Origin of the sequence: Pseudochelatococcus lubricantis (assembly GCF_042432495.1) — a bacterium.
Taxonomy (GTDB): domain Bacteria; phylum Pseudomonadota; class Alphaproteobacteria; order Rhizobiales; family Beijerinckiaceae; genus Pseudochelatococcus; species Pseudochelatococcus lubricantis.
Genome location: NZ_JBHLXC010000001.1, coordinates 78,166 through 103,062, shown reverse-complemented (window position 1 = coordinate 103,062; position 24,897 = coordinate 78,166). Strand labels below are relative to the sequence as shown.

The 24,897-nt window shown below is 64.7% G+C and carries 18 protein-coding genes; 4 read left to right on the top strand and 14 right to left on the bottom strand.

Going from position 1 to position 24,897, the window contains the following annotated elements:
• Positions 1–12: 12 nt before the first annotated feature.
• From ACFFJ7_RS00435 to ACFFJ7_RS00420, 4 genes are all read right to left on the bottom strand, one after another.
• Positions 13–846, bottom strand: coding sequence for a carbohydrate ABC transporter permease (locus ACFFJ7_RS00435; protein WP_377590179.1), 834 nt, complete (start codon positions 844–846; stop codon positions 13–15).
• 8 nt (positions 847–854) lie between these two features.
• A complete protein-coding gene (locus ACFFJ7_RS00430; RefSeq protein WP_166953624.1) occupies positions 855–1,745 on the bottom strand; it encodes a carbohydrate ABC transporter permease in 891 nt (296 codons plus the stop codon).
• A 32-nt stretch (positions 1,746–1,777) separates the two neighbouring features.
• Positions 1,778–3,067 carry an ABC transporter substrate-binding protein gene (locus ACFFJ7_RS00425; RefSeq protein ID WP_166953622.1) on the bottom strand — a complete coding sequence of 430 codons (1,290 nt, stop codon included), beginning with the start codon at positions 3,065–3,067 and terminating at the stop codon, positions 1,778–1,780.
• A 126-nt stretch (positions 3,068–3,193) separates the two neighbouring features.
• Complete coding sequence (locus tag ACFFJ7_RS00420; RefSeq protein WP_166953620.1) at positions 3,194–4,642, bottom strand: hypothetical protein; 1,449 nt, start codon at positions 4,640–4,642, stop codon at positions 3,194–3,196.
• Positions 4,643–4,839: 197 nt separating this feature from the next.
• Here ACFFJ7_RS00420 and ACFFJ7_RS00415 point away from each other — a divergent pair, with 197 nt between their 5' ends.
• Positions 4,840–6,492 (top strand): SMP-30/gluconolactonase/LRE family protein, encoded by a 1,653-nt coding sequence (locus ACFFJ7_RS00415; RefSeq protein ID WP_166953618.1) that lies wholly within the window; start codon positions 4,840–4,842, stop codon positions 6,490–6,492.
• A gap of 198 nt (positions 6,493–6,690) precedes the next feature.
• Here the strand turns inward: ACFFJ7_RS00415 and ACFFJ7_RS00410 are convergent, their stop codons facing one another.
• The 3 genes from ACFFJ7_RS00410 to ACFFJ7_RS00400 form a co-directional block, all read right to left on the bottom strand.
• The gene (locus ACFFJ7_RS00410) at positions 6,691–9,870 is read right to left on the bottom strand and encodes an efflux RND transporter permease subunit (protein WP_166953616.1); all 3,180 of its coding nucleotides are present in this window, start codon (positions 9,868–9,870) and stop codon (positions 6,691–6,693) included.
• 74 nt (positions 9,871–9,944) lie between these two features.
• The gene (locus ACFFJ7_RS00405) at positions 9,945–11,144 is read right to left on the bottom strand and encodes an efflux RND transporter periplasmic adaptor subunit (protein ID WP_377590173.1); all 1,200 of its coding nucleotides are present in this window, start codon (positions 11,142–11,144) and stop codon (positions 9,945–9,947) included.
• Positions 11,145–11,196: 52 nt separating this feature from the next.
• Positions 11,197–12,033: an alpha/beta hydrolase fold domain-containing protein gene (locus ACFFJ7_RS00400; RefSeq protein ID WP_377590171.1), complete on the bottom strand. Its 837-nt coding sequence runs from the start codon at positions 12,031–12,033 to the stop codon at positions 11,197–11,199.
• A gap of 108 nt (positions 12,034–12,141) precedes the next feature.
• Between ACFFJ7_RS00400 and ACFFJ7_RS00395 the strand changes: the two genes are divergently transcribed.
• Positions 12,142–13,035 (top strand): LysR family transcriptional regulator, encoded by an 894-nt coding sequence (locus tag ACFFJ7_RS00395; RefSeq protein WP_166953610.1) that lies wholly within the window; start codon positions 12,142–12,144, stop codon positions 13,033–13,035.
• A 93-nt stretch (positions 13,036–13,128) separates the two neighbouring features.
• On the opposite strand, the gene ACFFJ7_RS00390 is transcribed toward ACFFJ7_RS00395, so the two are convergent.
• From ACFFJ7_RS00390 to ACFFJ7_RS00360, 7 genes are all read right to left on the bottom strand, one after another.
• Entirely contained in the window at positions 13,129–13,731 is a 603-nt protein-coding gene (locus ACFFJ7_RS00390; protein ID WP_166953608.1) for an NADPH-dependent FMN reductase, read from the bottom strand.
• Between the two features lie 74 nt (positions 13,732–13,805).
• The gene (locus tag ACFFJ7_RS00385) at positions 13,806–15,020 is read right to left on the bottom strand and encodes an FAD-dependent monooxygenase (RefSeq protein ID WP_377590168.1); all 1,215 of its coding nucleotides are present in this window, start codon (positions 15,018–15,020) and stop codon (positions 13,806–13,808) included.
• Positions 15,021–15,065: 45 nt separating this feature from the next.
• Positions 15,066–16,739: a dipeptide ABC transporter ATP-binding protein gene (locus ACFFJ7_RS00380; protein WP_377590166.1), complete on the bottom strand. Its 1,674-nt coding sequence runs from the start codon at positions 16,737–16,739 to the stop codon at positions 15,066–15,068.
• Positions 16,739–17,545 (bottom strand): ABC transporter permease, encoded by an 807-nt coding sequence (locus ACFFJ7_RS00375; RefSeq protein WP_166953602.1) that lies wholly within the window; start codon positions 17,543–17,545, stop codon positions 16,739–16,741. Before ACFFJ7_RS00375 ends, ACFFJ7_RS00380 begins: the two co-directional genes overlap by 1 nt.
• Positions 17,542–18,489 (bottom strand): ABC transporter permease, encoded by a 948-nt coding sequence (locus tag ACFFJ7_RS00370; protein ID WP_166953600.1) that lies wholly within the window; start codon positions 18,487–18,489, stop codon positions 17,542–17,544. Before ACFFJ7_RS00370 ends, ACFFJ7_RS00375 begins: the two co-directional genes overlap by 4 nt.
• A gap of 96 nt (positions 18,490–18,585) precedes the next feature.
• Positions 18,586–20,121 (bottom strand): ABC transporter substrate-binding protein, encoded by a 1,536-nt coding sequence (locus ACFFJ7_RS00365; RefSeq protein WP_377590163.1) that lies wholly within the window; start codon positions 20,119–20,121, stop codon positions 18,586–18,588.
• Between the two features lie 251 nt (positions 20,122–20,372).
• On the bottom strand, positions 20,373–23,993 hold the full coding sequence (locus ACFFJ7_RS00360; protein ID WP_377590161.1) for a hydantoinase B/oxoprolinase family protein: 3,621 nt from the start codon (positions 23,991–23,993) through the stop codon (positions 20,373–20,375).
• Positions 23,994–24,025: 32 nt separating this feature from the next.
• On the opposite strand from ACFFJ7_RS00360, the gene ACFFJ7_RS00355 reads away from it, so the two are divergent.
• Positions 24,026–24,184: a hypothetical protein gene (locus ACFFJ7_RS00355; protein ID WP_377590159.1), complete on the top strand. Its 159-nt coding sequence runs from the start codon at positions 24,026–24,028 to the stop codon at positions 24,182–24,184.
• 114 nt (positions 24,185–24,298) lie between these two features.
• The gene (locus ACFFJ7_RS00350) at positions 24,299–24,847 is read left to right on the top strand and encodes a winged helix DNA-binding protein (RefSeq protein ID WP_166953591.1); all 549 of its coding nucleotides are present in this window, start codon (positions 24,299–24,301) and stop codon (positions 24,845–24,847) included.
• Positions 24,848–24,897 lie beyond the last annotated feature (50 nt).

Here is a 24,897-nt window from a genome sequence, read left to right as displayed (position 1 = left end):
TCAGGGACGGGCTCAGCCCTTGACCGCACCCTTCGTCAGCCCCGCGATCAGCAGGCGGCCGAAGACCAGGAAGGCGGCGATGATCGGCAGGATGGCGAGGGTCGCCGCGGCCAGCAGCGGCCCCCAGTCGCGACCGAAATATCCCATGTTCTGGTAGATCGAGACCTGCACCGGCCGCAAATCCGGATTGTCGACCAGCACCGAACCCGCGACGAATTCGTTCCAGGCCCCGACGAAACAGAACAGGGCGGCGGCACCGATGGCTGGCTTGCAGAGCGGCAGCAGTATCTCGAACAGGGTGCGCAGGCGCCCTGCCCCGTCGATCGCGGCTGCCTCGTCGAGTTCGCGCGAGAGACCGCCTAGCGCGCCCTTCAGCACCCAGACCGCCGTGGGCAGGTTGTAAGCGATATAGACCAGCGGCAGCACCCACGGCGTATCGCTCAGCCCGAGAGACGTCATATAGAGGTAGCTGGGGACGATCAGCGCCGCTGCGCCGCTGGCGAGCGGAATGCCGGCGATCACGAGGAACATCACGACTGCCTTGCCCGCGAAGCGCAGCCGGTCCAGCGCGTAGGCCGCGATGCTGCCCGCGACCAGCGCCACGACCACGGTGATGGCCGCGTAGATCAGGCTGTTGCGTGCCGCGCCGAGGAACCCGCTTTCCGCGATCGCGGCGTAATGCTCCAGACTCAGGCTCGACGGCAGCGGCTGCGGGGGGAAACGCATGATCTCCTCGCGCGGGCGCAGCGACCCGAGGATGCCCCACAGGATGGGGCCGAGATTGAAGATCATGATGAAGGCCGAAAACGCGATCAGCGACAGCCGGGAACGAAGCTTGCGGGACATGGCGGCACTCATTCGCTCTGTCCCCGGACGCTGCGGACGTAGAGCCCGACGAGGACGATGTTCACGAGAAAGGTGATGATGGCAAGCGTGATCGCGCGCTGGAGATCGTACTGGCTGAATGCCTTCTGATAAATGGACAGCGCCACCGTGGTCGTGCTGTCGAGCGGCCCTCCTCCCGTCACGATCAACGGCAGCTCGACCGTGTTCAGATCGGCGATGCCGAGCACGACAGAGCTGATCAGCAGCGGTCCGGTCAGCATCGGCACGGTGATCTCCCGAAAGCGCGCGAAAGCGCCGGCACCATCGATCCGCGCGGCTTCATAATAGTCATGCGGAATGGCCTTCAATCCCGAAAGCAGCAGGATCACCGCAAAGCCGAGCTTCTTCCATACCGCGGAGAGGATCAGGGCCGTCATCGCCCCCGCCTGTGTGGACATGGGGTCGAAGGCAGGCAGGCCGAACCCGCGCAGCATCCCCTGGAACAGGCCCAGGTCGCTCATGTAGAACCAGCGAAACAGCAGCGCCCCGACCACGGACGAGATCGCCCAGGGAATGATGACCCCGATCTGGAGGATACGCGCCGTCGCCTCCTCCAGGCTGTTGACGTAGAGCGCGATCGCGAGCCCGAGCCCGACCGTGCCGATGACCGAGCCGACGACGAACAGCGTGGTGGACAGCACGACCTTGCCGAAGCCAGGTTCTGCCAGCACCTTGCCGTAGACGTCCAGCCCCACGAAGGCGCCGGCGTCGGCGCCGTCGAGGCGGAACAGGCTCTGCCAGAAGCCGGAAACGGCCGGCCCGTAGAGAAGCAGGATCAGCAGCAGCACCGTCGGCGCGACATAAAGCATGCCGTAGTCGGTCCGGCGCCGGTTCGCGGCGGGATAAGCACCTGTCGTCATGGCGTCTTCCAAAGATGGGCAGAAAGGCCGGATCAGTATCCGTGGCGCGCATTGTAGGCCTGTTCGGCCTCCTGCAACGCCTTCTCCGGAGCCGCTCCGTTCATGACAACCTGCTGGATCGCCCGGTTCATGTCGTCGCGGTAGCCGCTGATATCCGCGCCGAAGGGCGGGACCCAGCCGCTGGTGCGGATGTACTCCGTCGCGGCGGCCATGAACCGGTGCGATTTCTGGCCCAGAAAGTCCGTCAGCCCCGCCGCGGTCGAGGTGCGCGCGGGCAGCGTGCCGCCCGTCGTTACCCACACCTCGTCAGCCTCGGGGCTGACCATGGAGGCGACGAGCTTCGCGGCGGCATCCTTGTTCTTTGAGCCCTCCCAGACGGAGGTGGTCCAGTTGCTCATCGCCTGCCGCGACGGCATGCCGGGCGTATCCGAGGGATAGGGGATGAAGATGATGTCCTCGTCCCCCGTCGCCTGCTGCAAGCCGCTGATGCGCACGCTCGCGCCGGTTATCATCGCGCAGCGCCCGGCGGAGAACTGGTCATACATCTCATCATTGGTCCAGTTCAGGCCCTCCCGCGGGCTCGAACCGGCCTCGATCAGGCGGGCGGTACGCTGGATTCCGGCAACGCCGCGCGCATCAGACCAGTGCGCGCGTCCGGTCTTGTCGAATGCGGGCGCGCCCTCGCCCGTCAGCAAATGCGCGAGCAGGATGCCCGGATCGATCTTGGTCATGCCCAGATCCTGGCACAGGCCCCAGCGCCGGACGTCGTTGCCCGATCCCACGGTCAGTTTCTTCGCCGCCGCGTCCAGGTCGTCCCACGTGCGGATCGCCTCCGGGTCGACGCCCGCCTCCTGCAGGAACTTGTTCCGGGCGATCAGGCCGAAGATCATATAGGATTGCCCGACGCCATAGACCTTCCCTCCGTCCGAGGCCGAGCGGACGAGTTCGTTGTCCAGGTCCTTCATGTCCTCAGGCGTGAAGGCGCCGCTGATGTCCGCCAGGGCATTCGCCTGAATCACGGTGCCGAGCAGGTCCGAGTTCACCCAGATCACGTCGGGTGCCTTGCCCGCCCGGCTCGCAGCCAGGAATTTCTGCGTCATCTGGTCCCAGACCTGCTGTTCGGTACGGACCCTGATGTCGGGGTTCTTTGCCTCGAAATTCGCGATGACCTTCGCCAGCGCTTTTTCCCTGACGGTGGTCCCCTCAGGGTTGAAGAAGGTCCACATGCGGATCGTCGTCTGTGCTGCCTGCAGCGTGGCGGGCGCCAACGCGCACAGCAGGGCTGCGGCGACCAGGCCGCACAGTCCTTTGCCGGTGTTCATCTCGGTCTCCTCCCAAAGTCCCAGAACTGAACGATTATAATGGCCGCACCCCTGCGGCGGGACCGCTCCGGCGTGGGAGCGGCCCTTGTTGGACCACCCCGGCCTTTTCGCCGGGGCGGATCAGGTTCAGGTATAGTGGAAATACCCCGAGGCAATGACATCCCTGTCAGCCACCAGCCGCACCCAATGCGCGCCGAACCCGGTCGGGAAGGCGTGCGAGACATAGCCGTTCGGCTTCAGCTCGATCTCGTCATAGGTCTTCCAGCTGCCGTTACCGAGGAAGTCGATCTCGACACGGATCGTCACGGCATGGTCCGAGCCGTTGGACAGGTGCATGGACTTGTGCTCGAAGCCCGTCATCAGGAACGGGTCCGACGGCACGCCGCCCTTGACCTCGTCCTCCCACCAGACGCCGCCCCATCCCTTCGGCTTGCCGAATTTCGTCCACAGGTCGTCCATGGCGCCGAACCAGAGCCCGGTCTGCGGCTCGCCCGCGATCGGGTTGTTGTCGATCCGGGTAACGAGATCGAGCGTGTCGCCGACATCCTTACCCTCGTTCTCCGTCCGGTCGGAGCGCCACCAGTCGAGTTCCATGTTCGGCGAGATCTGGTTGCCGCCCAGCACCAGCATGCCTCGATAGATGGTGAAGTCGGGCACGACGCGCAGGTGCGTACTGACCGGGCGCAGGCCCCAGACGCGACCTTCGTAGCTCACCGGGCTCACCTCGTAGAACATACCGCTCGCATCGATGATGTAGCGCTCGTGTTCCATCTCGCGGATACGGGTCCATTCGAGCGACCAATAATATTCGTAGCCCGAAGACGCCTTCGGCAGCCGATAGCGCGTCCACTGGCCATCGATCAGCGTGCGCATGATCGCCGAACGCTTGTCCCAGCCGATGGCGAAGATGGTGCCGCCCAGATTGCGCCGGCCGAACACCTCCATGAAGCCGGTGCGCTCAAGGATCGACCATTTGCCGTCATGGTACTCCGCCAGCAGGCCGCCCGTCCATTCACCCTTGTGATCGCGCTCATCATAGGTGTTGTTGCCCACGATGATACGGCCGTTCGAAGTGAATCCCGCCTTGAAATGCGGCTGGGTGCCCACCGGCAGCGTCAGCTCGCGCAGCATGTTGAAGGCGGTCTTCACCTCCAGCGTGCGCAGGTCCAGCTCCAGGATCAACCCCTCCATCGTGACGTAGCTGACCTTGTTCACCACATCCTCGTGATGATCCATGGTCGCGGTCAGGCGGTGCGGGATCAGGTCGGGGATGGTGCGGACATTGCCGTTGACGTCCACCAGATGCGGGCCGATCACCAGCTGGTCGGTGGCCGAGTGGATCCAGCGATTGGCATAGGTGCCCACCACGCTCGCCGGATGTTTTTCGAGATTCAGGTTCTCGTCGAGCGTATACAGGCCCGTGCCCGCGCCGGAACGCCCGGTGTGGCCGACGAATGTCACGAACCACAGTTTGCCTGCCCAGGGCATCATCGCCCCGATGCCGCATTCCCCGCGCAACGGTGCGGCCTCGGCAATCACCGCGAGTTTTGGGTTGATACCGCTAATGAAAGTCAACTTCGTCCTCCATCTCCCGAAGCCGCTCGAACTCTCCCGCCCCTTCCGGGCCGGGCCTCCCTGCGGCGGGGGCTCTCTCAGCGGGATATTGTTCCGCCCCCTACTGCAGCCCCTTGTGTCCACATTATGGACGTGATATCCATAATGTGGTTACGCTAGGGCATATTCCGAGTTCCTGTCAACGGAGGATTTTCACGATGGCCGAAAAATCCGGCACTCAAGGTGTTGGCGCTCTCCTGAAGGCCCTCGACATCATTGAATTGATTTCGAAATCCCAGGAGCCACTGAGCATCGGCCAGATCGCCTCTGATCTCGCCATGCCCCGTCCCACGGTGCATAGAATCGTCGCCGCGCTCGAAAAAAAGGGGCTCGTCCAGCTGGAGGCCCAGACGCGGGGCTTCCGCCTCGGGTTCCATCTGTTCGAACTGGCACACAAGGCGTGGGCGGACATCGACCTGCGAGCACTGGCGCGCGGCCCGCTGGACAGGCTGCGCGAGGTCAGCCGCGAGGCGTCTGTTCTGGGCGTACGCTCGGGCGACAACTTCGTGATCGTGGACCGGCGCGAGAGCCTGTTCGGCGTGCGATCAGTCGTGCCGATCGGTCAGACGGCACCGCTCGCATCCGGTGCCCTCGGCCTGGCGATCCTCAGCGAGCTGGGGCCGGAGGTGGCCGCGGAGATCGACGACAGCCTGACACACGCAACCGCGCGCCTGTCCGACGGACGCGACGTGCCCTTCGACGAAGTGATGCGCCGTGCGGCCGCGCGCGGCTACGCGATCCACGTCGGCACGGGCGGAGACGGGGTGGCGAGCGTCGCCGCCCCCATTCTCGACTATCTCGGCCGGCCGATCGCGGCGATCGGCGTGACCGGCCCGACGAGCCGGCTGACGCCCGACCACCTGCACGCACTCGCCCCCACGATCATCGACTGCGCGAGGCGGATTACCTCGAACGCCGGGAACTCGCTCCAGTCCATCGAGCCGCGCGCCCGCCCGGCCGCGGAGCCGGGCCAGCCGGAGCCCCGTTGCATTGCCGCCAATACCCTGCTGGGAAAGACGCCGCGCTGGTCGCCGGCGTCGGGGAACCTCTTCCTGGCGGATATCCTCGGCCCCGCGATCCTGTGCGCGGAGCCGGCCTCCGGCCTGAGCCGGACCTTGCTGAAGCCCGACATGGGCGTGCTCTGCGGCTGGTCCGGCCCCGGCGAGCTGGTCTTCGCGGACAGCCGCGGCGTCCACCGTCTCGATATCGCGACGGGCGAGCATCGTCTTGCGGCGCCCTTGCCGAGGGGGCTGGGAGAAAGCCGCCTCAACTGTTGCGGTGTCGATCCGTCGGGCGGCTTCTGGCTGGCTCTCATGAGCGTTCGCGCCAGGCCCGGAGAGGGTGCCCTTCTGCACGTGTCGGAAACCGGCATCGAGGTCACAACCGAGAACCTGTCCGTTCCGAGCGGCATGGCCTGGAGCGCGGACGGCCGGACAGTCTTTCTCGTGGATTCCGGCCGTCGCGCCATCCTGCGCGCCGCCTTCGACGCCGCGGCTCACCGCATAGGGGCGTTCGAGACCTTTGCCGAGTTTCCCGCCAGCGACGGAAGCCCGGACGGCATCACGTTCGACAGGCACGGCGGGCTGTGGGTGGCGCTCTGGGACGGCTGGTCGGTCGTGCGGCTGAGTGCTTCCGGGGAGATCGACAGACGCATCACCCTGCCCGTCCCGCGTCCCACGGACCTGTGCTTCGGTGGCCCCTCGAACGAGACGCTGTTCATCACCACGGCACGCATCCGCCTGTCCGCGAACGTGCTGGAGGAAGCCCCCCTGTCAGGCTCGGTCCTGACTCTCGACCTCGCCTCCGCCTGAAGCTGTTTCAAAACAGAAAGATAGACCATTATTGCGTCTCAAAAAACGTAGTAAACGCAGTAATGGTCTATAGCATTTCGACATTTCATTGAAACGCCGAAATGATATAAATTTTTGATATTACGCGCTTTCTTCATGCAAACAGGTATCCACTTTGCTTGAAAACGCTTTAAACGATGACGATGTACGACCCGGCCGTCACTCCGCCGCCTGCGCAACCGGCGCCTCGACGTCATGCCTGGCCAGCGGGCGGTTGCCCGCCAGCTTGCGCATCAGCACGTAGAAGACCGGTGTCAGGAAGATACCGAAAGCGGTGACGCCGATCATCCCGGAGAAAACCGCGATGCCCATGGCCTGGCGCATCTCGGCACCGGCGCCGGTCGAGATGACCAGCGGCACCACGCCCATCACGAAGGCGAGCGAGGTCATCAGGATAGGCCGCAGGCGCAGCCGGCTCGCCTCGATCGCGGCCTCGACCGGCGTCCTGCCTTCGAATTCCAGCTCGCGCGCGAATTCGACGATCAGGATGGCGTTCTTGGCCGACAGACCGACCAGCACGACGAGGCCGATCTGGGTGAAGACGTTGTTGTCTCCCCCTGTGAGCCACAACCCGGTCAGCGCCGCAAGCAGACCCATCGGGATGATGAGCAGGATCGCGATGGGCAAGGTCAGGCTCTCGTACTGTGCCGCAAGCACCAGGAAAACGAGAAGGATGGCCACGGGGAAGACGATCACCGCCGAATTGCCCGCAAGGATCTCCTGATAGGTCAACTCGGTCCACTCGAAGGCGAAGCCCTGCGGCAAGGTCTCCGCGGCGATGCGCTCCACCGCTTCCTGCGCCTGGCCGGAGGAGAAGCCGGGCGCCGCCCCCGCGTTGATGTCGGCCGAGAGGAAGCCATTGTAGCGCATCGCACGCTCGGGCCCCGAGTCGGAGCGGACGTTCAGCACGGCGCTCAGCGGGATCATCTCGCCCGTGTTCGCGCGCACCTTCAACCGGCCGATATGCTCTGGCTGAGCGCGGAAGGGCGCATCTGCCTGCACACGCACGGTGTAGGTGCGGCCGAACCTGTTGAAGTCGTTGACATATGTCGAGCCGAGATAGGTCTGCAATGTGTCGAACACCTCATTCACCGGCACGCCGAGCTGACGGGCCTTGGTGCGGTCGATGTCGGCATAAAGCTGCGGGACGTTGACCTGGAAGCTTGAGAACATGCCCGCGATCTCCGGCGCCTGCGCGGCCTTTGCCATGAAGGCCTTGGTCGCCTCGTCGAGGGCCGCATAGCCGAGGCCGGCGCGATCCTCTATCTGAAGCTTGAAACCGCCGATGGTGCCGAGCCCCTGCACGGGCGGCGGCGGGAACATCGCGATGAAGGCTTCCTTGATGCCGGCGAACTCCTTGTTGAGCTGCATGGCGATGGCGCCGCCGCTCAGGGACGGGTCCTTGCGCTCGTCGAAGGGCTTCAGCGTCACGAAGACGATGCCGGCGTTCGACGAGTTGGTGAAACCGTTGATCGAAAGGCCCGGAAAGGCGATCGCATGGTCGACGCCCGGATGCTTGCGAGCGATCTCGTCCATGCGGCGGATCACGTCCTCCGTGCGGTCGAGGGTCGCGGCATCCGGCAACTGTGCGAAGCCGACGAGGTACTGTTTGTCCTGGCCCGGCACGAAGCCGCCCGGCACCGCCTTGAACAGCACACCCGTCAGGACGAGCAGCAGGACATAGACGCCCAGCATGACCGCACGATGCGAGATCACGCGGCGCACGCCGCCGCCATAGGCCTCAGAGGAGCGCTGGAAGAAGCGGTTGAAAGCGCGGAAGAACCAGCCGAGCACCCGGTCCATCACGCGCGTCAGCGCATCCTTCGGCGCTTCGTGGCCCTTCAGCAGCAGCGCCGCCAGCGCGGGTGAGAGCGTGAGCGAGTTGATAGCCGAGATCACCGTCGAGATCGCGATGGTGAGCGCGAACTGGCGGTAGAACTGGCCGGTGAGCCCGGAGATGAAGGCGAGCGGCACGAAGACCGCGACGAGCACCAGCGCGATGGCGATGATCGGGCCGGACACCTCCCGCATCGCCTTGTAGGTCGCCTCGCGCGGGGCAAGGCCGTTCTCGATGTTGCGCTCGACGTTTTCGACGACGACGATCGCATCGTCGACGACGATGCCGATGGCCAGCACGAGGCCGAAAAGGCTGAGTGCGTTGATCGAGAACCCCATCAGATACATCACCGCGAAGGTGCCGACGATAGAGACCGGAACGGCGATGAGCGGGATGATCGAGGCCCGCCAGGTCTGCAGGAAGACGATGACGACCAGCACGACCAGCGCCACCGCCTCCAGCAGGGTGTGGATGACGGCGTTGATCGAGGCGCGCACGAACTGGGTGGTGTCGTAGACGATGCTGTAATCGACGTCCTCCGGCATGTTCTGCTTGATTTCGGCCATCACCGCGTCGACCCGGTCGGCAATGGCGATGGCGTTGGAGCCCGGCGCCTGGAAGATGGGCACAGCGACGGCCGATTGACCGTCCAGCAGCGAGCGCAGCGCGTATTCGGCCGCGCCAAGCTCGATGCGGGCGATGTCCTTCAGGCGAACGACCGCGCCGTCGGTGCCGGTCTTGACGATGATCTCGCCGAATTCCTCCTCCGACTGGAGGCGGCCCTGTGCATTGACGGAGAGCTGGAAATCGAGGCCGGGCGCGTTCGGCGATGCACCGATCACGCCGGCGGCGGCCTGCACGTTCTGGGCCCTGATTTCGCGCACGACATCACCGGGGGACAGGCCGTGCTCGGCAACCTTCTGCGGGTCGAGCCAGACACGCAGCGAGTAGTCGCCCGCGCCGAAGATCTGGACCTGGCCGACGCCATCGATGCGCGCCAGCCGGTCCTTGACGTTGAGCAACGCATAGTTGCGCAGATAGGTCACGTCGTAGCGTCCGTTCGGCGAGGTGATGTGCACCAGTATCGTCAGGTCGGGCGAACTCTTGACCGTGGTGACGCCGAGCCGGCGCACTTCCTCGGGCAGGCGCGGCTCGGCCTGGCTGACGCGGTTCTGCACGAGTTGCTGGGCCTTGTCGGGATCGGTGCCGAGCCGGAAGGTGACGTTCAGAGTCATCACACCGTCGGTCGTTGCCTGACTCGACATGTAGAGCATGCCTTCGACGCCGTTGATCTGCTCCTCGATCGGCGTCGCCACGGTTTCCGCGATCACGCGCGGGCTGGCGCCGGGATACTGCGCGCGCACGACCACGGTCGGCGGCACGACCTCCGGGTATTCGGAAATCGGCAGAGCCCTCATCGACAGCAGCCCGGCCAGAAAAATCAGAACGGAGAGGACCGCCGCAAAGATCGGCCGGTCGATGAAGAACTTGGAGAGGTTCATGGAGCGTCCCCTTTCGAGCGACGTAGCCTTGCGTCTGCGGCCCCGCTTGACGGCGGCCGCCGACCGCCATGGGTTCAACGTTGTGTGAGTTCGGTCGCGGGCTTCTTCAACTCGCTCTTCTCCGCCATGGGAACCCGTTCCGGCGCGACTGCCGCGCCCGGCCGGACGTGTTGCAGCCCGTTGACGATGATGCGCTCGCCGGGCTTCAGTCCGGCATTGACCACGCGCAGCCCGTCATGAGACGAGCCGAGCGAGACCTCGCGCCAGACAGCCTTGCTGTCGTCGCCGACGACGAAGACGAACTTCTTGTTCTGGTCGGTGCCGACCGCGCGCTCGTTGATGACGAGCTGAGGCTCGGCCTTGGCCTGCCCGAGCCGCACCCTGACGAACTGGCCGGGCATCAGCCGCCCGTCGGGATTGTCGAGCAGGGCGCGCACCCGCACCGTCCCGCTGGCGCCATCGATACCGTTGTCGACGAAGTGCAGACGGCCGCTGAACTGCGCCGCCTCGGTCGTCGCCGTGGTGAGCCTCACCGGAATCTGCTCCAGCGCATGCGAGCCATCCGGCAGCGAGGCAAGCGCGTCGAGCACGCTGCGCTCGTCGGCGTTGAAGGCCGCATAGATCGGATCGACCGACAACAGGCTGGTCAGCACCTGGCCGCCGGCGGTGATCAGATTGCCGACGGTGACGTCCAGCCGGCCGATGCGGCCGCTGATCGGCGCGCGGATCTGTGTGTAGTCGAGGTTGAGCTGCGCCACGCGGCGGGCCGCCTCGGCAGCGCGCAGATTGGCCTGAGCTTCGCGCAGGGCGTTGACGCGGGTGTCGAGGTCGCGCTGCGACAGGTTGCGGGTGGCGATCAATTGCTGGCCGCGTTCGTGCTCTCTCTCGGAAAGCGCGACGCGCGCCTGGACGGCCAGTACCTGCGCCTGAGCGCGTTCCAGCTCGGCGAGATAGGGCGCCTGGTCAATGCTGACGAGCAGATCGCCCTGCTTCACCAGATTGCCCTCGCGGAAATGCACGGCCTCGACGACGCCGGAAACGCGGGAGCGCAGCTCGACGCGCTCGATCGCCTCCAGCCGGCCGGAAAACTCGGCCCAGGGCACAATCTCACGCGCCTCGACCGTGGCGACGGAGACCGGCACGGCGGGAGCGGGAGCAGCGGTGACATCGCCCTGCGCGCGGCTGCCGGAAAAGGCGAAGGCGGCGATGGCGGTCAGCGCGACGGAGACAGTCAGGGCAGCCACGAGGCCGCGACGGTTCGTTCCCTGAATCATAGGGGTCGGTCCTTCTTCGAAAATGATGTGGGATAGCTGGAAAGGGATGCCGTCAGGACGGCGCGGTCCGCCCATAGAAGGCGGCGATCTCTCCACAGGTCTTGCACAGGCAGGAGCCTTCCTCCGGTGCATCCGCATAGGCCTGCGGCCAGTGCGTCGGCGCAGCGCGCTCGATATGACGGACATGGACACCCGCCTGGCCGAGGCGGGCCGCATATTGCGCCGCCTCGTCGCGCATCGGGTCGTCCTGCGCGCTGATCAGCAACGCCGGCGGCAGGCCGGCGAGGCGCGTCGCCTGCAACGGCGCGGCATAGGGATGAGCGGCGCGCTCGGGCGTGCCGAGATAGGCGGCCCAGCCATCGGCCCAGCAGCAGCCGACCGGGCCGGCCTGCGCACCGCGCAGGGAAGCGGTGGCGAGGCAAGCATCGAGCATCGGCGAAAGCAGGATCTGGCCGGCCAGCGCCGGGCCGCCGCGATCGCGCGCCATCATGGCGAGCGCGGCGGCGAGATTGCCGCCGGCCTCTTCGCCCGCGACATACAGCGGCGCGCCGCGGGCCACCCAGCGGCTCCGCCCCCTGGCAAGGGCCTCAAGCGCTGCATAGATGAGTTCGAGCGTCTCGGGGAAACGGTGGGCCGGCGCGAGCGGATAGGAGAGCGAGAACACGACTGCGCCGGCCTCGGTCAGTGCCGCCGCAACCGCCTGCCCTTCCGCCGGCGAGCCGCTGTTGAAGTGGCCGCCATGCAGATGCAGCACAAGGCCGGCGTGCTCCGGCACCTTGGCCGAAACGTAGAGACGCCCGAAGAAGATTTCTCCACGAACGTTCAGGCTCTCTTCCCGCCAGAAGACGGAGAGAACCGGCTGAAGCTCCTGCGCGGCGGTCTCGGCCATGGCCTATCCTCGATGTTGCGTTGCGGTAGAAATTAGTGAATCGACGCACCGGAATAAATAGGCTATTCGTTCATTCATTATTCACGTACAGAAACAATACGAGATCACATGGACCAGTTGGCAGCGATACGGGCCTTCATGCGGGTGGTCGAGACGGGAACGTTCACCCGCGCGGCCGATATCCTCGACATGCCGAAGCCGACCGTCACCAAGCTGATCCAGCAGCTCGAAGGGCACTTGCGCACCAAGCTGCTGAACCGCACCACGCGGCGCGTGACGGTGACCATGGACGGCGCCGCCTACTACGAGCGGGCGCTCCGTCTCCTGTCGGAACTCGACGAACTCGACGCCAGCCTGACCCTGGCACAGGCGCGGCCGAGTGGCCGGCTCAGGGTAGACTGCAGTTCCGCGCTGGCGATATCGATCATCATCCCGGCGCTGCACGAGTTCAACGCGCGCTACCCTGACATCCAGCTCGATCTCGGCCTGAGCGATCGCCCGGCCGACCTGATCGGCGAGAATCTCGATTGCGCGGTGCGTGCCGGGGAGATCACCGACCAGAGCCTGATCGCCCGGCGGATCGGCGAGATGCAGCTTATCACCTGCGCCACGCCCGACTATCTTGCCCGCTTCGGCACGCCACGCCATCCGCGCGACATCGAGGACGGCCACCAGATCGTGGCCTACCGGCCGGCGCTCGGCGGCCGGGTCCTGCCGCTGATCTACCAGAACCACAGCGAAACGATCGAAGTCTCAGGGCGTTATACCATCGCCGTCAATGACGGCATGGGCTATCTCGCTGCCGGTCTCGCCAGCCACGGCATCATGCAGCTGCCGGCCTTCATGGCCCGGGTGCCGATCGCCGATGGACGCCTCGTCCCATTGCTGGAGAATTGGTGCACGGCGCCGAAGCCGCTGCACATCATCTATCCGCCGAACCGGCACCTCAGCAACAAGGTGCGCGTTTTTGTCGATTGGCTGGCAGAAATTTGCCAACGATGAGTTCGTTCTCGGCCAAAACGCCGGTCGACGGACGGGATGGCGGAACCCGGCCGGACGGGCGGCCGGGTTCCGGGAAACGCTGGACGCAAGCGGTCAAGCCGACTTTTGCGCCCGGGCGGCGCGACCGGCCTTGGTGATCTCGGCCCACCAGGAAAGCTGATCCAGCATTTCCTGGGTGCCCTGCCCGATCGTGCCCTCGATCGCCGTGATGGGCTGGTCGCCGCCGCCGTGCCAAACGGTAAAGAACTCGGTGCCGCTGATATGAACGGTGGAGCGGACCGGCACCATATAGAGTTCGACCGTAATCGAACGCAGATGCTCCACGGCACGCGCACCCCCGACCGCACCGTAGCCGAGGATGGCGGCCGGCTTGTAGTTCCACTCCACATAGGCCTGGTCGAGCGCGTTCTTCAGCGAGGCCGGTATGGAACGGTTGTATTCCGCAGTAACGAAGATGTAGCCGTCCAGCTCGCCGATCTTTTTCTGCCAGGCCAGAACCTTGGGATCCTGCGAGGCCTGCCATGCATTCGACGACGCCTCGTTGAAGAAAGGCAGGTCGTAGTCGCGCAAATCGACCAGCTCGACATCGATGTCGTCGCGGCGAGAGGCGACTTCAAGCAACCATCTTGCCGGCTTCTCGCCGAAACGGCTGTCTCGCGTCGAACCGATGATTATGCCGATCCGTGGCTTCGTCATAGTAGCAATCCTTATATTCTCGGACAAGAAAGGGCGGGACAGCAACCGGGGCGACCGGTGCCCGGAAAGCAAGATCAGGCCGCGACGTGCTCCTGAAAGGCGCGCGCGACATCGTAGTTCAGAATCCAGTGGTCGACCGAATTGCCGAAATAGCCGGTGATCGCCTTCGACGCCTCGCGCCATTGCAAGTTGCGCTGGTTGATGGCGAAGGGGTCCTTCAGCATCATGTAATTGGAGCGCGCGCGCGACTCGAGCTGAACCCGCGAGGCGCGCGGCAGGCGGAACTCCTCATAGAGCTTCAATGCGCCAACCGGATCATCCGGCATGTGCGCCAGCGCATCGCCCAGCGCGCTGGCGTCCTCGGCGCCCTGCCCCGCTCCTTGGCCGATGAACGGCAGCGTGGCATGCGCCGCATCGCCCAGAAGCGCAACACGCCCCTTGGCCCAGGCGTTGAGCGGTTCGATATCGAACAGCGGCCAACGCAGAAAATCGGCCGACCTGGACAGCCATTCACGAGCGGCCGGCTCCCAGCCCTCGACGAAGGAAAGAACCTGTTCCATAGACACGACCGCAGTGCGGTGGCCGGTGTCGAGGTCCTCCAGCCGCTGGTTGTTGCGATAGAGGCTGAGGTTGATGGTCCTGCGCCCGGCAAAGTTCTGCAGCAAGAACTGCCCCGGCGCCGGCCACGCATTTGCCGTCCACTGATAGCTTTCGAAATCGGGCAACTGTTCCGCGGGGATCAGGCCGCGATAGGCGACCTTGCCCGAGAACACGGGCTCGATCTCACCAAACACCAGACGGCGCACGGTCGAACGGATGCCGTCCGCGCCGATCAGCACATCGCCCGTGGCGACGTGGCCGTTCTCGAAGACCGCGCGCACGCCGCTGTCATCCTGCTCCACCGCTACACATCTCATGCCGTACCGGGCCAGACCGGCGGGCAGCTGCTCACCCAGCCGGTCAAGCAGTTCGGAACGGCCGAACACCAGATAGGGCGACCCCAGTTCACGCTCGGCGATGGTGTCGCCCAGCCGGTTGGTGCTGATTATGTTGCCGGTGTTCCATTCGCGCATATTGCGCACCTCGACGGGCGAGCCGCAGGCCTTCACCAGATCGAGCAGCCCGATGCGCTTGAAGATGTTGGTAACATTGGCGGTGAACTGCACGGCCGAGCCGATCTCCGGGTTTCCCTCGGCGCGCTCGTAGAGTTCAACGTCCATGCCGTGGTAGCGCAGCGTCAGTGCGCTGATGATTCCGCCGATGCCACCACCGATAATAATCGCCTTCATGGCTGTTTCCTTCGCAAATTGCCGTCGAACGATGTGCTGGCGGCGTCAGGGATGCGTGCCCGGACCGGCCGGCCGCGCTCTGCGGGCGCGCTGGGCGGCCGGATCGGGCAAGGGGATCGAGTCGAGCAACGCACGGGTGTACGCATCGGCCGGATTGCGCAGCACCTCTGCCGCGGGACCTTGCTCGACGATGCGCCCACGGTTCATCACGACCACCCGGTTCGAGATGCTGGCGGCCAGCGACAGGTCATGCGTGATGAAGATGCAGGCGAAACCGTATTGCCGCTGCAGTTTGCGGAACAGCTCCAGCACCGTCTTCTGCACGGAGACGTCCAGCGCGGAAGTCGGCTCGTCCGCCACGACGAGCGAGGGTTTGACCGACAGCGCCCTCGCGATTCCCACACGCTGCTTCTGCCCGCCCGAAAGCTCGTGCGGGAAGCGGTCGAACAGCTCGGGCGCAAGGCCGACCTCCGACAGAAGATGGCGGATATGCCCGTCGCTGCAATCCAGGCCGGGCTTGTAGCGGCGGTTCCATTGCAGGGCCGCGCGCAGCGTGGCCCCGATCCGCATGCGCGGGTTGAGCGAGGCGTTGGCATCCTGAAACACCATGCTCACACCCGGAGAGTGCAGATCCTTTCCCGCACCCGCCCCCTGGCGCAGCCTGCCGTCGATGGTGACCTGTCCCCGATTCACCCGCAGCAGACCGGCTGCGACGTTACCCAGCGTGCTTTTCCCGCTTCCGGATTCCCCCACCAGCGCCACCACTTCGTTGCGCCGGATGGTCAGATCGATGCCGTCGAGCGCCTTCAGCTCATGCCCTCGGCGACCGTAGAAGGTGATGCCGACATCACGGAATTCCAGAACCGTCGTGTCATCTGATGGCGCCGGCGCATCCTCCAGGAAATCGCGCCTCTCCAGCGACGGGACCGCCGACAGCAACATACGGGTATAGTCCTCGCGCGGGGCGGAAAACAGATCCTCGGCCGGGCCGGTCTCGATCTTCTCACCATGCCGCATGACCAGCACCCGGTCGGCGATATCCGCCACGACGCCGAAATCGTGGGTGATGAACAGGATGGACATGCCCATCTCGGCCTGCAATTCCCGCAGCAGATCGAGGATGCGGGCCTGCACCGTGACATCCAGCGCGGTCGTCGGCTCGTCGGCGATCAATAGCCTGGGGCGGCAGGCGATCGCCATCGCGATCATAACCCTTTGAAGCTGGCCGCCCGACAGTTCGAACGGGTACTGATCGCATTTGACCTCGGGATTGGGCAGCTTGACCTTGTGCAGCAGCTCGACCGCACGGGCGCGAGCCTCCGCCGGCGACAGTTTCAGGTGATTGCGGAGCACATCGCCGAGCTGCCGGCCAATCTTGTAGACCGGGTTCAGCGCCGCCATCGGCTCCTGAAATATGATCGACACATCGTTGCCGCGCAGACCGGTCAGCCGGCCGAAATCGTAGGGCAGCAGTTCCTCACCCCCGAAGGCGATGCTGCCGGTTACCCTGGCCCGCGGGCCGAGCAGGCCGAGCAGGCTGAGGGCCGTCACAGACTTGCCGGAGCCGGACTCCCCCACGATGGCCAGGGTCTCGCCCGGAGCGATGTCGAACGACAGGTCCTTGACAATTCCCGTGTCCCCGAAAGCGATGTTCAGCCCGCGGACCGCCAGCAGCGGCGGTTTTGCCATGGCGGTTGCCTCTGGCGTAAGGATACCCATCAGCGGCCTCCCTGTTCGCGCGGGTCCCAGAGGGTCCGCAGCGTGTCGCCCAGCGCGCTGAAGGTCAGGATGGCCGAGACAACGAACAGCCCGGGTATGAGCATCAGCATCGGGTGCGTGGCCAGATACCGCTGCCCGTCGGCAACCATGCCGCCCCATGAAGGCATCGGCGGCCGGATACCGAGGCCCAGGTAGCCGAGGCCGGAACCGACAAGAATCGCGGAGGCGATGGTCAAAGAAGCCTGCGCCAGCAGAGGGGCGACGATGTTGGGCAGAATCTGGCCCAGTATGATCGACCGGCGCGGAGCACCGAAGATGATGGCCGCCTGAATGAAGGGCCGGCTGCGGACCGAAAGGGTCTGGCCATAGGCCACGCGCGCGAAGCCAGGCGTGAACAGCAGCGCCAGCACGCCGATGAGGGTCGGCACGCTGGGGCCCAGCACGGCCACCACCAGCAGCGCCAGGATCAGCGGCGGGATCGACAGCATGACATCGATGCCGCGCATCAGAAAATCCTCTGTCAATCCGCGCGAATAGGCGGCGGTCACGCCGATCGACACCCCGAGCGAGAGCGCGATCATCGTCGAGGCCAGCGCAGTCAGCAGCTCGACCTGCGCGCCGGTGGCGATACGGGCCAGTATGTCGCGGCCGAAGTTGTCGGTGCCCAACAGATGCCCCGGCGTGCCGACGGGGGCAAAACGCGCGAGGATGTTCTGCGCCAGTGGGTCGACAGGCACGAGCAGCGGCCCGGCGACGGCGAAAGCCACCAGAATTCCGGCAATTAGCGGCAGGATGATGCGTTTCATCGTTTGCTCACCCGCGGGTCGAGAAAGCCGTACATGATGTCGGAGATGATATTTATCGCGATATAGAAGGCTGAAATCACGAATACGGCCCCCTGGATAAGCGGGTAGTCCCGCACACTGACTGACGAGACCAGCAGCGAACCAAGACCGGAGAGATTGAAGACCTTCTCCACCAGAACGGTGGCTCCGATAAGCCCGCCCAGTTCCAGCGCCGAGATGGTCAGCACGGGTGTCAGCGCATTGCGCAGAATGTCCCGGCGGAAGGTCACCCGTGTGGGAAAGCCGTAGGCGCGCGAAGTGCGCACCCAGTCCTGCGTCCGCACCTCAAGGATCTCGAAGCGCGTCACCTTCGCGATGGTCGCGGCGATAGGCAGCGCCAGCGTAACGACGGGCAGCACCAGGCGACGGACGTGCTCTGCGGGGTCGGAGAAGGGGGCGACGCCGCCGGCGGGCAGCCACCCCAGCGACAGCGACAGCCCGAGGATCAGGACCGAGCCCAGCACATAGCCCGGCACGGACAGGATGACCGGTCCCAGTATCGATACCAGTCGATCGCCCCAACGGGTCTGCACACTCAGGCTGCCCAGCAGAATGCCACCCGTTATGCCGAAGAAGGCGGCGAGCACGACCAGTTCGATGCTGACCGCCAGTCTGCTGGCAATGATATCAAAGGCGGGCTGGCTATATTGAAAGGAGATGCCGAAATCCAGCCGGAGCAACCCGATTACATGGTTGAGCAGCCGCACGGGCATCGGCTTGTCCAGCCCGAACTGCTGGCGCAGGGCGGCGACCACATCGGGGCCGATACCGGCCGTCTCGCTCAGCATGGCTTCGACCGGATCGCCGGGCACGACCTGGATAGCCAGGAAGATGATCACCTGCACGCAGACGATCATCGCCAGACCGATCAGAATGCGCTTCCCGCAATATGCAGCCAATCCCATCACGGTGAACTCTTTCGGTTTGCAGGGCCGGACGCGGGCGAGCCCTCCCCCGCGGGCCGGTGATATCGCTCGGCGGACGGAAGAAGGCCGGCTCACTCAGCGGATCGAGGTTTTCTCGATCATGTAGCCGGTGCCCGTGATGCTCAGGAAGCCGGGAATGTTCCTGAAGCCCTTGACCCTGTCGGTGTAGGCAAAGGCCTGGCTGCGTTGCGCCAGGGGCAGAAAGGGCACCTGATCGCCGATGATCCGGACAGCTTTCGCGTACTCGGCCCGCGCCTCTTCATCGCCGGCGATGGCCTCACCGGCCTGGATATGGGCGACGATCTCCGAGGCATCGTATCCGTAGCTGCCGAAAGACGAGGCGGGCGCGCCAACCGCGTAGGCCTGCATGTAGACCGGTCCGGTCACCGACGGCGCGCCGCCGGCAACGGCAAGGTCGTAGTTACCTCCGTTCTTCGCGGAAGTGTAGGTCGGCCAATCGGGGGCGTTAAGCTCGGCGTCGATTCCAACAGCCTTGAGATCGGCCTGCATGGACAGTGCCATGTCGCGGAAGAACGAATAGGTCGACGACGTGAGGAGCGAAATCTTCATCCCCTTGGCCACGCCCGCTTCGGCCAGCAAGGCACGGGCCTTGTCGGGATCGTAGCTCCACAGCTCACCCATCGCGGGATCGTAACGATCGTTGCCCGGCGACATCGGCATGCCGTTCAGGGGATTGCCATGGCCGTAGAAGGCCGCGGCCACCACGTTGTCGCGATTGATCGCGTAGGCGATGGCCTGCCGAACCTTCGGATTGTCGAAGGGCGCGCGCCCGGTGTTGAATAGCGTATAGACGAATGGACCGGGAACCGCGTCAAGCACCAGTTTCGGCGTCGCCTCGATACGTTCGAAATCTTCCCAGCCGACGAAATCGACCATGTCGACATCACCGGCGATGAGCGCGTTCGCGCGGGCAGACGAGTCCGGATAGAAGATGAACTTCACGCCGTCCAGCGCAACCGCGTCCTTGTCATAGTATGTATCGGCCTTGACCAGAGTCAGGCTGACGCCGCTGTCGTTTGCCTTCAGCCTGAACGGGCCGGCGCCAATCCAGTTCACGGCACCCGGGGCAAGCGCCGCCGGCGGCGAGATGCCCGCGTTCGGATCGGCGAGGTAGTCCAGAAGCGAAGCGTTCGGCTTCGACAGGCGCACGAGTACTGTATCCGCATCCGGCGTCTCGATAGCTTCCAGGGTAGACAGTGCGGCATAGATTGCCGCTCCGGTCTCGCGACGCGCCAGATATTCGAGGCTGGCCTTGACCGTGGTCGAGTCGATCGGCGTACCGTCGTGGAACACCAGTCCCTTGCGCAAGGTAAAACGGTAGGTCGACGTGTCCACGGCCTCGAAGCTTTCCGCCAGAGCAGGGACAACGGTCCCGTTCTCGTCGAACTTCACCAGGCCGCGATGCAGCTGCTGGTTGACGATGAACTGGGCGGCGCCGCGCGACGGGCCGTAAATCAGGTTGCCGACATTGGCCGACAGCCCGAAAGTCAGCATCCTGCCGTCGTCCTGCGCCCGCGCAACCTGCGGGGCGAAGCCGGCCATCAAGGTGACCAGGCCCATTGCCGTGGCCAGAAATGTTCTGCGGTGCATGCCGCAAGAAATTCTCGTCTTCATTTTTCCCCTCGTTCTTGTCCTCTGCCGGGACCACAATAATGGAGAGATATTCAGCAGCTACCGAAATCCAACCCTATTGATAATCCATTATTTCAGCATAAAACTTCCACTCGTTAATTTTTATATTTAGGTATATTTTATTATGAATTTATATATTATTTTATAATTGTAAATTACATTTTTATAATTTGCCTCCCAAATTATCATCAACCTTCAACACGTCGCCGTCATGCTGCTCCGCTCTCGTCCGGCCGGGTCTCCGCCTTTCCATAGCCGCCCCCGGTCGGCGTTTCGATGATTATGGCCTCGCCTGCCCGGATGGCGATCTGGACACAGGAGTCGAGTTCCTCGATGCGACCGTCGGTCCGACGGAGAAGATTACGTCCCAGGCTACCGGGCTCGCCGCCGGCTGTGCCGAAGGGCGCCACATGACGATTGCCGCTCAGAATCGCGCAGTCCATGTCCTCACGGAACCGGATGACGCGACGCACGCCGTCGCCGGCCTTCCACCGGCCACGTCCGCCCGATCCGCGGCGGATGGAGAATTCTTCCAGCACGACCGGATAGCGCGCCTCCAGCACCTCGGGGTCGGTCAACCGGGTATTGGTCATGTTGGTATGCACCGCGGCCGCGCCGTCAAAGCCGGGCCCGGCGGGAGCGCCGGAGCAAATGGTCTCGTAATACTGCGTGGCCGCATTGCCGAAGGTCAGGTTATTCATCGTCGCCTGCGAAGAACCAAGCCGCCCAACGGCACCCAGCAAGCAGTTGGTCACCGCCTGGCTGACCTCCACATTGCCGGCCACCACCGCCGCCGGCCAGCGTGGCGATAGCATCGTGCCCTCGGGGATTGCGATATCGATGGGACGCAGGCAGCCGGCGTTCATCGGTATCGGACGCCCCACCAGCATGCGGAACACGAACAGCACCGCCGCACGGGTGATCGATTCCGGCGCGTTGAAATTGCTGTCCTGTTGCGCACTGGTGCCGGCAAAGTCGATGCGGAGCCGACGCGCGGCACGGTCCACGCTCAGCGAGACGCTGATGTGGCAGCCCTGATCCATAAGCAATTCGAAACGGCCGTCCGCCAGCCCGTCGATGACCTGCCGGACCTCGGCCTCGGCATTGTCCTGCACGTGCCCCATATAGGCCGCGATCACCTCGTCGCCGAACCGGGCGATCATGCGCCGCACCTCCGCCGCACCGCGCTCGTTGGCGGCAACCTGCGCCTTCAGGTCTGCGATGTTCTCGTCGATGTTGCGCGCGGGATACCTGGCGCCAGCCAGCAGCGCGCGCATCTCGTCTTCGAGAAAGCGGCCCTGGTCGACCAGCTTGCGGCTGTCGATATAGACGCCCTCCTCCTCAATGGTGCGGGCGCTCGGGCTCATGGAGCCGGGCGCCAGGCCGCCGATATCGGCATGATGTCCGCGGCTGGCGACGATGAAGCGGATGCGACTTCCCGTCTCGTCGAACACCGGGGTCACGACGGTGATATCCGGCAAGTGCGTCCCACCCTGATAGGGAGCGTTCAGCACGTAGACGTCACCCGACTTCATGCTGTCGCGGCCGCGCTCCAGCACGGAGCGGACCGAGCTGTCCATCGAACCCAGATGCACCGGCACATGCGGGGCGTTGGCCACGAGATTCCCGGTTCCGTCGAAAAGGGCGCAGGAAAAATCCAGCCGTTCCTTCATATTGACCGAGCGGGCGGTGTTCTGCAGCACCACGCCCATCTGCTCGGCTATCGACATGAAGAGGTTGTTGAATACTTCGAGCATGACAGGATCGGCGGCGGTATCCAGCCGGGCGGTCTCGACCACGCCGGCGGTGCGCGTCAGGACAAGGTAGTCGCGTTCCGTAATCCGCCCGCTCCAGCCGGCCTCGATCACCACGGTCTGGTTGGGCTCGATCACCAGCGCGGGACCGGGCAGAATCCGGCCGGGCGCAAGCTGGTCGCGCCGGACAATGCGCGCATCGCGCCAGGCGCCCTGACTGTAGATGCGCGTGAAAGCGTCGGGCAACGCCGGCGGCAACGCGGGCACCGGGCGCAAGGTCTCGGGCACGACGGCTCCACCGCCGATCGACTCCACCGCCAGAGCTTCGACCACAAGGTCGTGCCCTGCCTGCACGAAGCCGAAGCGCTGGCGATGCGCCTGCTCGAACGCTTGCAACATGTCCTCCAGCGGGCCGGACTTTATCTCGATAGCCGAGTCAGTGCCGAGATAGCGCAGATGCACACGCACCTCGTCGCGGATCTCTTCGCCACTCACGCCCTGCGCAGCCAGTTCGCCGCGCGTCTCAGCAAGCAGCGCGTCCGTCAGACGCGCTATCGTGTCCATCGCGGCGGCGTCCAGCACCGCTTCCACGCTTTTCTGCCGGCTGGCCCGCAGGTCCCCCAGGCCGATGCCATAGGCCGACAGCAGACCGGAAAAGGGGTGCACGACAATGGTACTCATGCCGAGCGTCTCGGCCACAAGACAGGCATGCTGCCCCCCGGCGCCGCCAAAGCAGGCCAGCGCATAGCGGGTGACGTCGTAGCCGCGCGCGACCGAGATTTTCTTGATCGCGTTGGCCATGTTCTGCACTGCGATGGTGATGAAGCCATCCGCGGCCTCTTCCGGGGTCTTCGTCCCGCCCGCACCCGCCACCAGCGCCGCAAATCGCTCTCGCACCGCCTGCCCGTCCAGCGGCAGGTTCTGCTCGGGGCCGAATATGGAGGGAAAATTCTCCGGCCGCAGCTTGCCCAGCATGACGTTCGCGTCGGTGATGGTCAGCGGCCCGCCGCGGCGATAGCAAGCCGGACCGGGGTTGGCACCGGCCGATTCCGGCCCCACCTGGAAACGCGCGCCGTCGAACGACAGGATCGAGCCACCGCCCGCCGCAACGGTATGGATCAGCATCATCGGCGCGCGCATCCGCACGCCGGCCACTTCGGATTCGAAGCTGCGCTCGTACTCTCCGGCATAATGCGTCACGTCAGTCGAGGTCCCGCCCATATCGAAACCGATGATATGGTCGAAGCCCGCCGCGTCGCAGGTTCGCGCGGCGCCCACGACACCGCCGGCCGGCCCCGAAAGGATCGCGTCGCGCCCCTGGAACAAGTGCGCGGAGGTCACCCCCCCGCCCGACGTCATGCACAGAAGCCGCGCGCCGCTGCTATCGAGATCCAGATCCGCAATCAGCCCATCCAGATATCGCTGCAGCACCGGCGAGAGATAGGCGTCGACCACCGTGGTATCCCCGCGCCCGACGATCCGGACGAGGGGCGAAACCTCATGACTGACAGACACCTGCCCGAAACCCATCTCGCGCGCCAGCGCAGCGAGCGCCCGCTCGTGCTGCGGGTAGTGATAGGCGTGCATCAGCACGATCGCGACGGAATTGATCCCGCTGGCACGCACTTCCTCAAGCTGGCGCCGGGCCAGTGACAGGTCCAGCGGAAGCTCGACCGTGCCGTCCGACAGGACGCGCTCAGCCACCTCGACAACGCAGCCGTACAGCGCGTCGGGCTTCTCGATGCGCACGGAGAAGATGTCCTTGCGCGCCTGATAGCCGATTTCGAGCTGGTCGCGGAAGCCGCGGGTAATGAGAAGTGCCGGAGGCTCGCCCTTGCGCTCCAGCAGCGCGTTGGTCGCGACCGTGGTGCCCATCTTGATCGTGCCGATCATCCCCCGGGGAATCTTCTCGCCGGGCTTCAGGCCAAGAAAGCTGCGGATGCCGGCAGAGGCGGAGTCGCGATATGCCTCGGGATTCTCGGACAGCAGCTTGCGCGCTTCCAGCCCGCCATCGGGCCTGCGCGCGATGACATCGGTGAACGTACCGCCGCGGTCGATCCAGAAATCCCAACGCATCGCCAACCTCTGTATATATAATTGATGATACGTTGACGATACATCGATATTTTGTCAATAAGAAATGGCTGTTCTTGATAGGGGATCGCATGGCGGCATGGACCGATCGCACGGTTTCCGGCACGCTCGCAGGCATGAGTGGTTTCCAGACGCTTGGTTTTTTCAGCCAATCCGGCAAAGGTGAGCGGTGAAACATCGTGCTAGAGACCGCTTCGGGCTTTCATTCTGAACGATAAAATGCAGATACCTTATCAAGCTGCGGAGCGCCCGCCGCACCGGGCCGCGGAACGAGACATAGGACAGGCATGAAAAAGGGAACTGAAACCGTGGCCCCTCAGCAGCACACGCATGACGGCCCCATCGTCTCCTCGGCGCATCTGGCGGCGGGCAGCAAGCTGCCGGAGCTTTCCGAGTTTGAGTTCGGGTTGATCCTGGCCCGCAACGCCTTCGATCGGTGGATCGTGCGCTGCATGGCCGCGGCGGGCCTGCCGGGGCTGACGCCGCTTGAGGTACTGGTTCTGCATTCGGTGAATCACCGCCAGCGGGCAAAGCGGTTTGCGGATATCTGTCTGGTGCTGGGCATCGAGGATTCCCACACGGTGGTCTACGCGCTCAAGAAGCTCGAATCGCAGGGCATGGTTGTCAGGGTACGCCAGGGCAAGGAGAGGCTGATCCTGATCACACAGGCCGGAGAGGATCTCTGCCAACGGTATGGCGAGATCCGAGAACGACTGCTGGTAGACGCAATCTCGACGCTGGGCCTTGATCCCCGGGCGATAAGCGGGGTCGCGTCGACCGTTCGGGTGCTGTCGGGGCACTACGATCAAGCCGCCCGCACGGCAACGACCCTTTGATCCGGCTTCCGCGCCGCGTGTCTTCGCCCTCCGCGGACGCGGGCGCCCGG

Bases quoted from the DNA above. Each gene is read 5' to 3' on its own strand.
- ACFFJ7_RS00425 (WP_166953622.1), bottom strand. From the start codon at position 3,067: ATGAACACCGGCAAAGGACTGTGCGGCCTGGTCGCCGCAGCCCTGCTG.
- ACFFJ7_RS00385 (WP_377590168.1), bottom strand. From the start codon at position 15,020: ATGAAGGCGATTATTATCGGTGGTGGCATCGGCGGAATCATCAGCGCA.
- ACFFJ7_RS00360 (WP_377590161.1), bottom strand. From the start codon at position 23,993: ATGCGTTGGGATTTCTGGATCGACCGCGGCGGTACGTTCACCGATGTC.
- ACFFJ7_RS00415 (WP_166953618.1), top strand. From the start codon at position 4,840: ATGGCCGAAAAATCCGGCACTCAAGGTGTTGGCGCTCTCCTGAAGGCC.
- ACFFJ7_RS00410 (WP_166953616.1), bottom strand. From the start codon at position 9,870: ATGAACCTCTCCAAGTTCTTCATCGACCGGCCGATCTTTGCGGCGGTC.
- ACFFJ7_RS00370 (WP_166953600.1), bottom strand. From the start codon at position 18,489: ATGGGATTGGCTGCATATTGCGGGAAGCGCATTCTGATCGGTCTGGCG.
- ACFFJ7_RS00380 (WP_377590166.1), bottom strand. From the start codon at position 16,739: ATGGGTATCCTTACGCCAGAGGCAACCGCCATGGCAAAACCGCCGCTG.
- ACFFJ7_RS00400 (WP_377590171.1), bottom strand. From the start codon at position 12,033: ATGGCCGAGACCGCCGCGCAGGAGCTTCAGCCGGTTCTCTCCGTCTTC.
- ACFFJ7_RS00375 (WP_166953602.1), bottom strand. From the start codon at position 17,545: ATGAAACGCATCATCCTGCCGCTAATTGCCGGAATTCTGGTGGCTTTC.
- ACFFJ7_RS00430 (WP_166953624.1), bottom strand. From the start codon at position 1,745: ATGACGACAGGTGCTTATCCCGCCGCGAACCGGCGCCGGACCGACTAC.
- ACFFJ7_RS00435 (WP_377590179.1), bottom strand. From the start codon at position 846: ATGTCCCGCAAGCTTCGTTCCCGGCTGTCGCTGATCGCGTTTTCGGCC.
- ACFFJ7_RS00405 (WP_377590173.1), bottom strand. From the start codon at position 11,144: ATGATTCAGGGAACGAACCGTCGCGGCCTCGTGGCTGCCCTGACTGTC.
- ACFFJ7_RS00365 (WP_377590163.1), bottom strand. From the start codon at position 20,121: ATGCACCGCAGAACATTTCTGGCCACGGCAATGGGCCTGGTCACCTTG.
- ACFFJ7_RS00390 (WP_166953608.1), bottom strand. From the start codon at position 13,731: ATGACGAAGCCACGGATCGGCATAATCATCGGTTCGACGCGAGACAGC.
- ACFFJ7_RS00350 (WP_166953591.1), top strand. From the start codon at position 24,299: ATGAAAAAGGGAACTGAAACCGTGGCCCCTCAGCAGCACACGCATGAC.
- ACFFJ7_RS00395 (WP_166953610.1), top strand. From the start codon at position 12,142: ATGGACCAGTTGGCAGCGATACGGGCCTTCATGCGGGTGGTCGAGACG.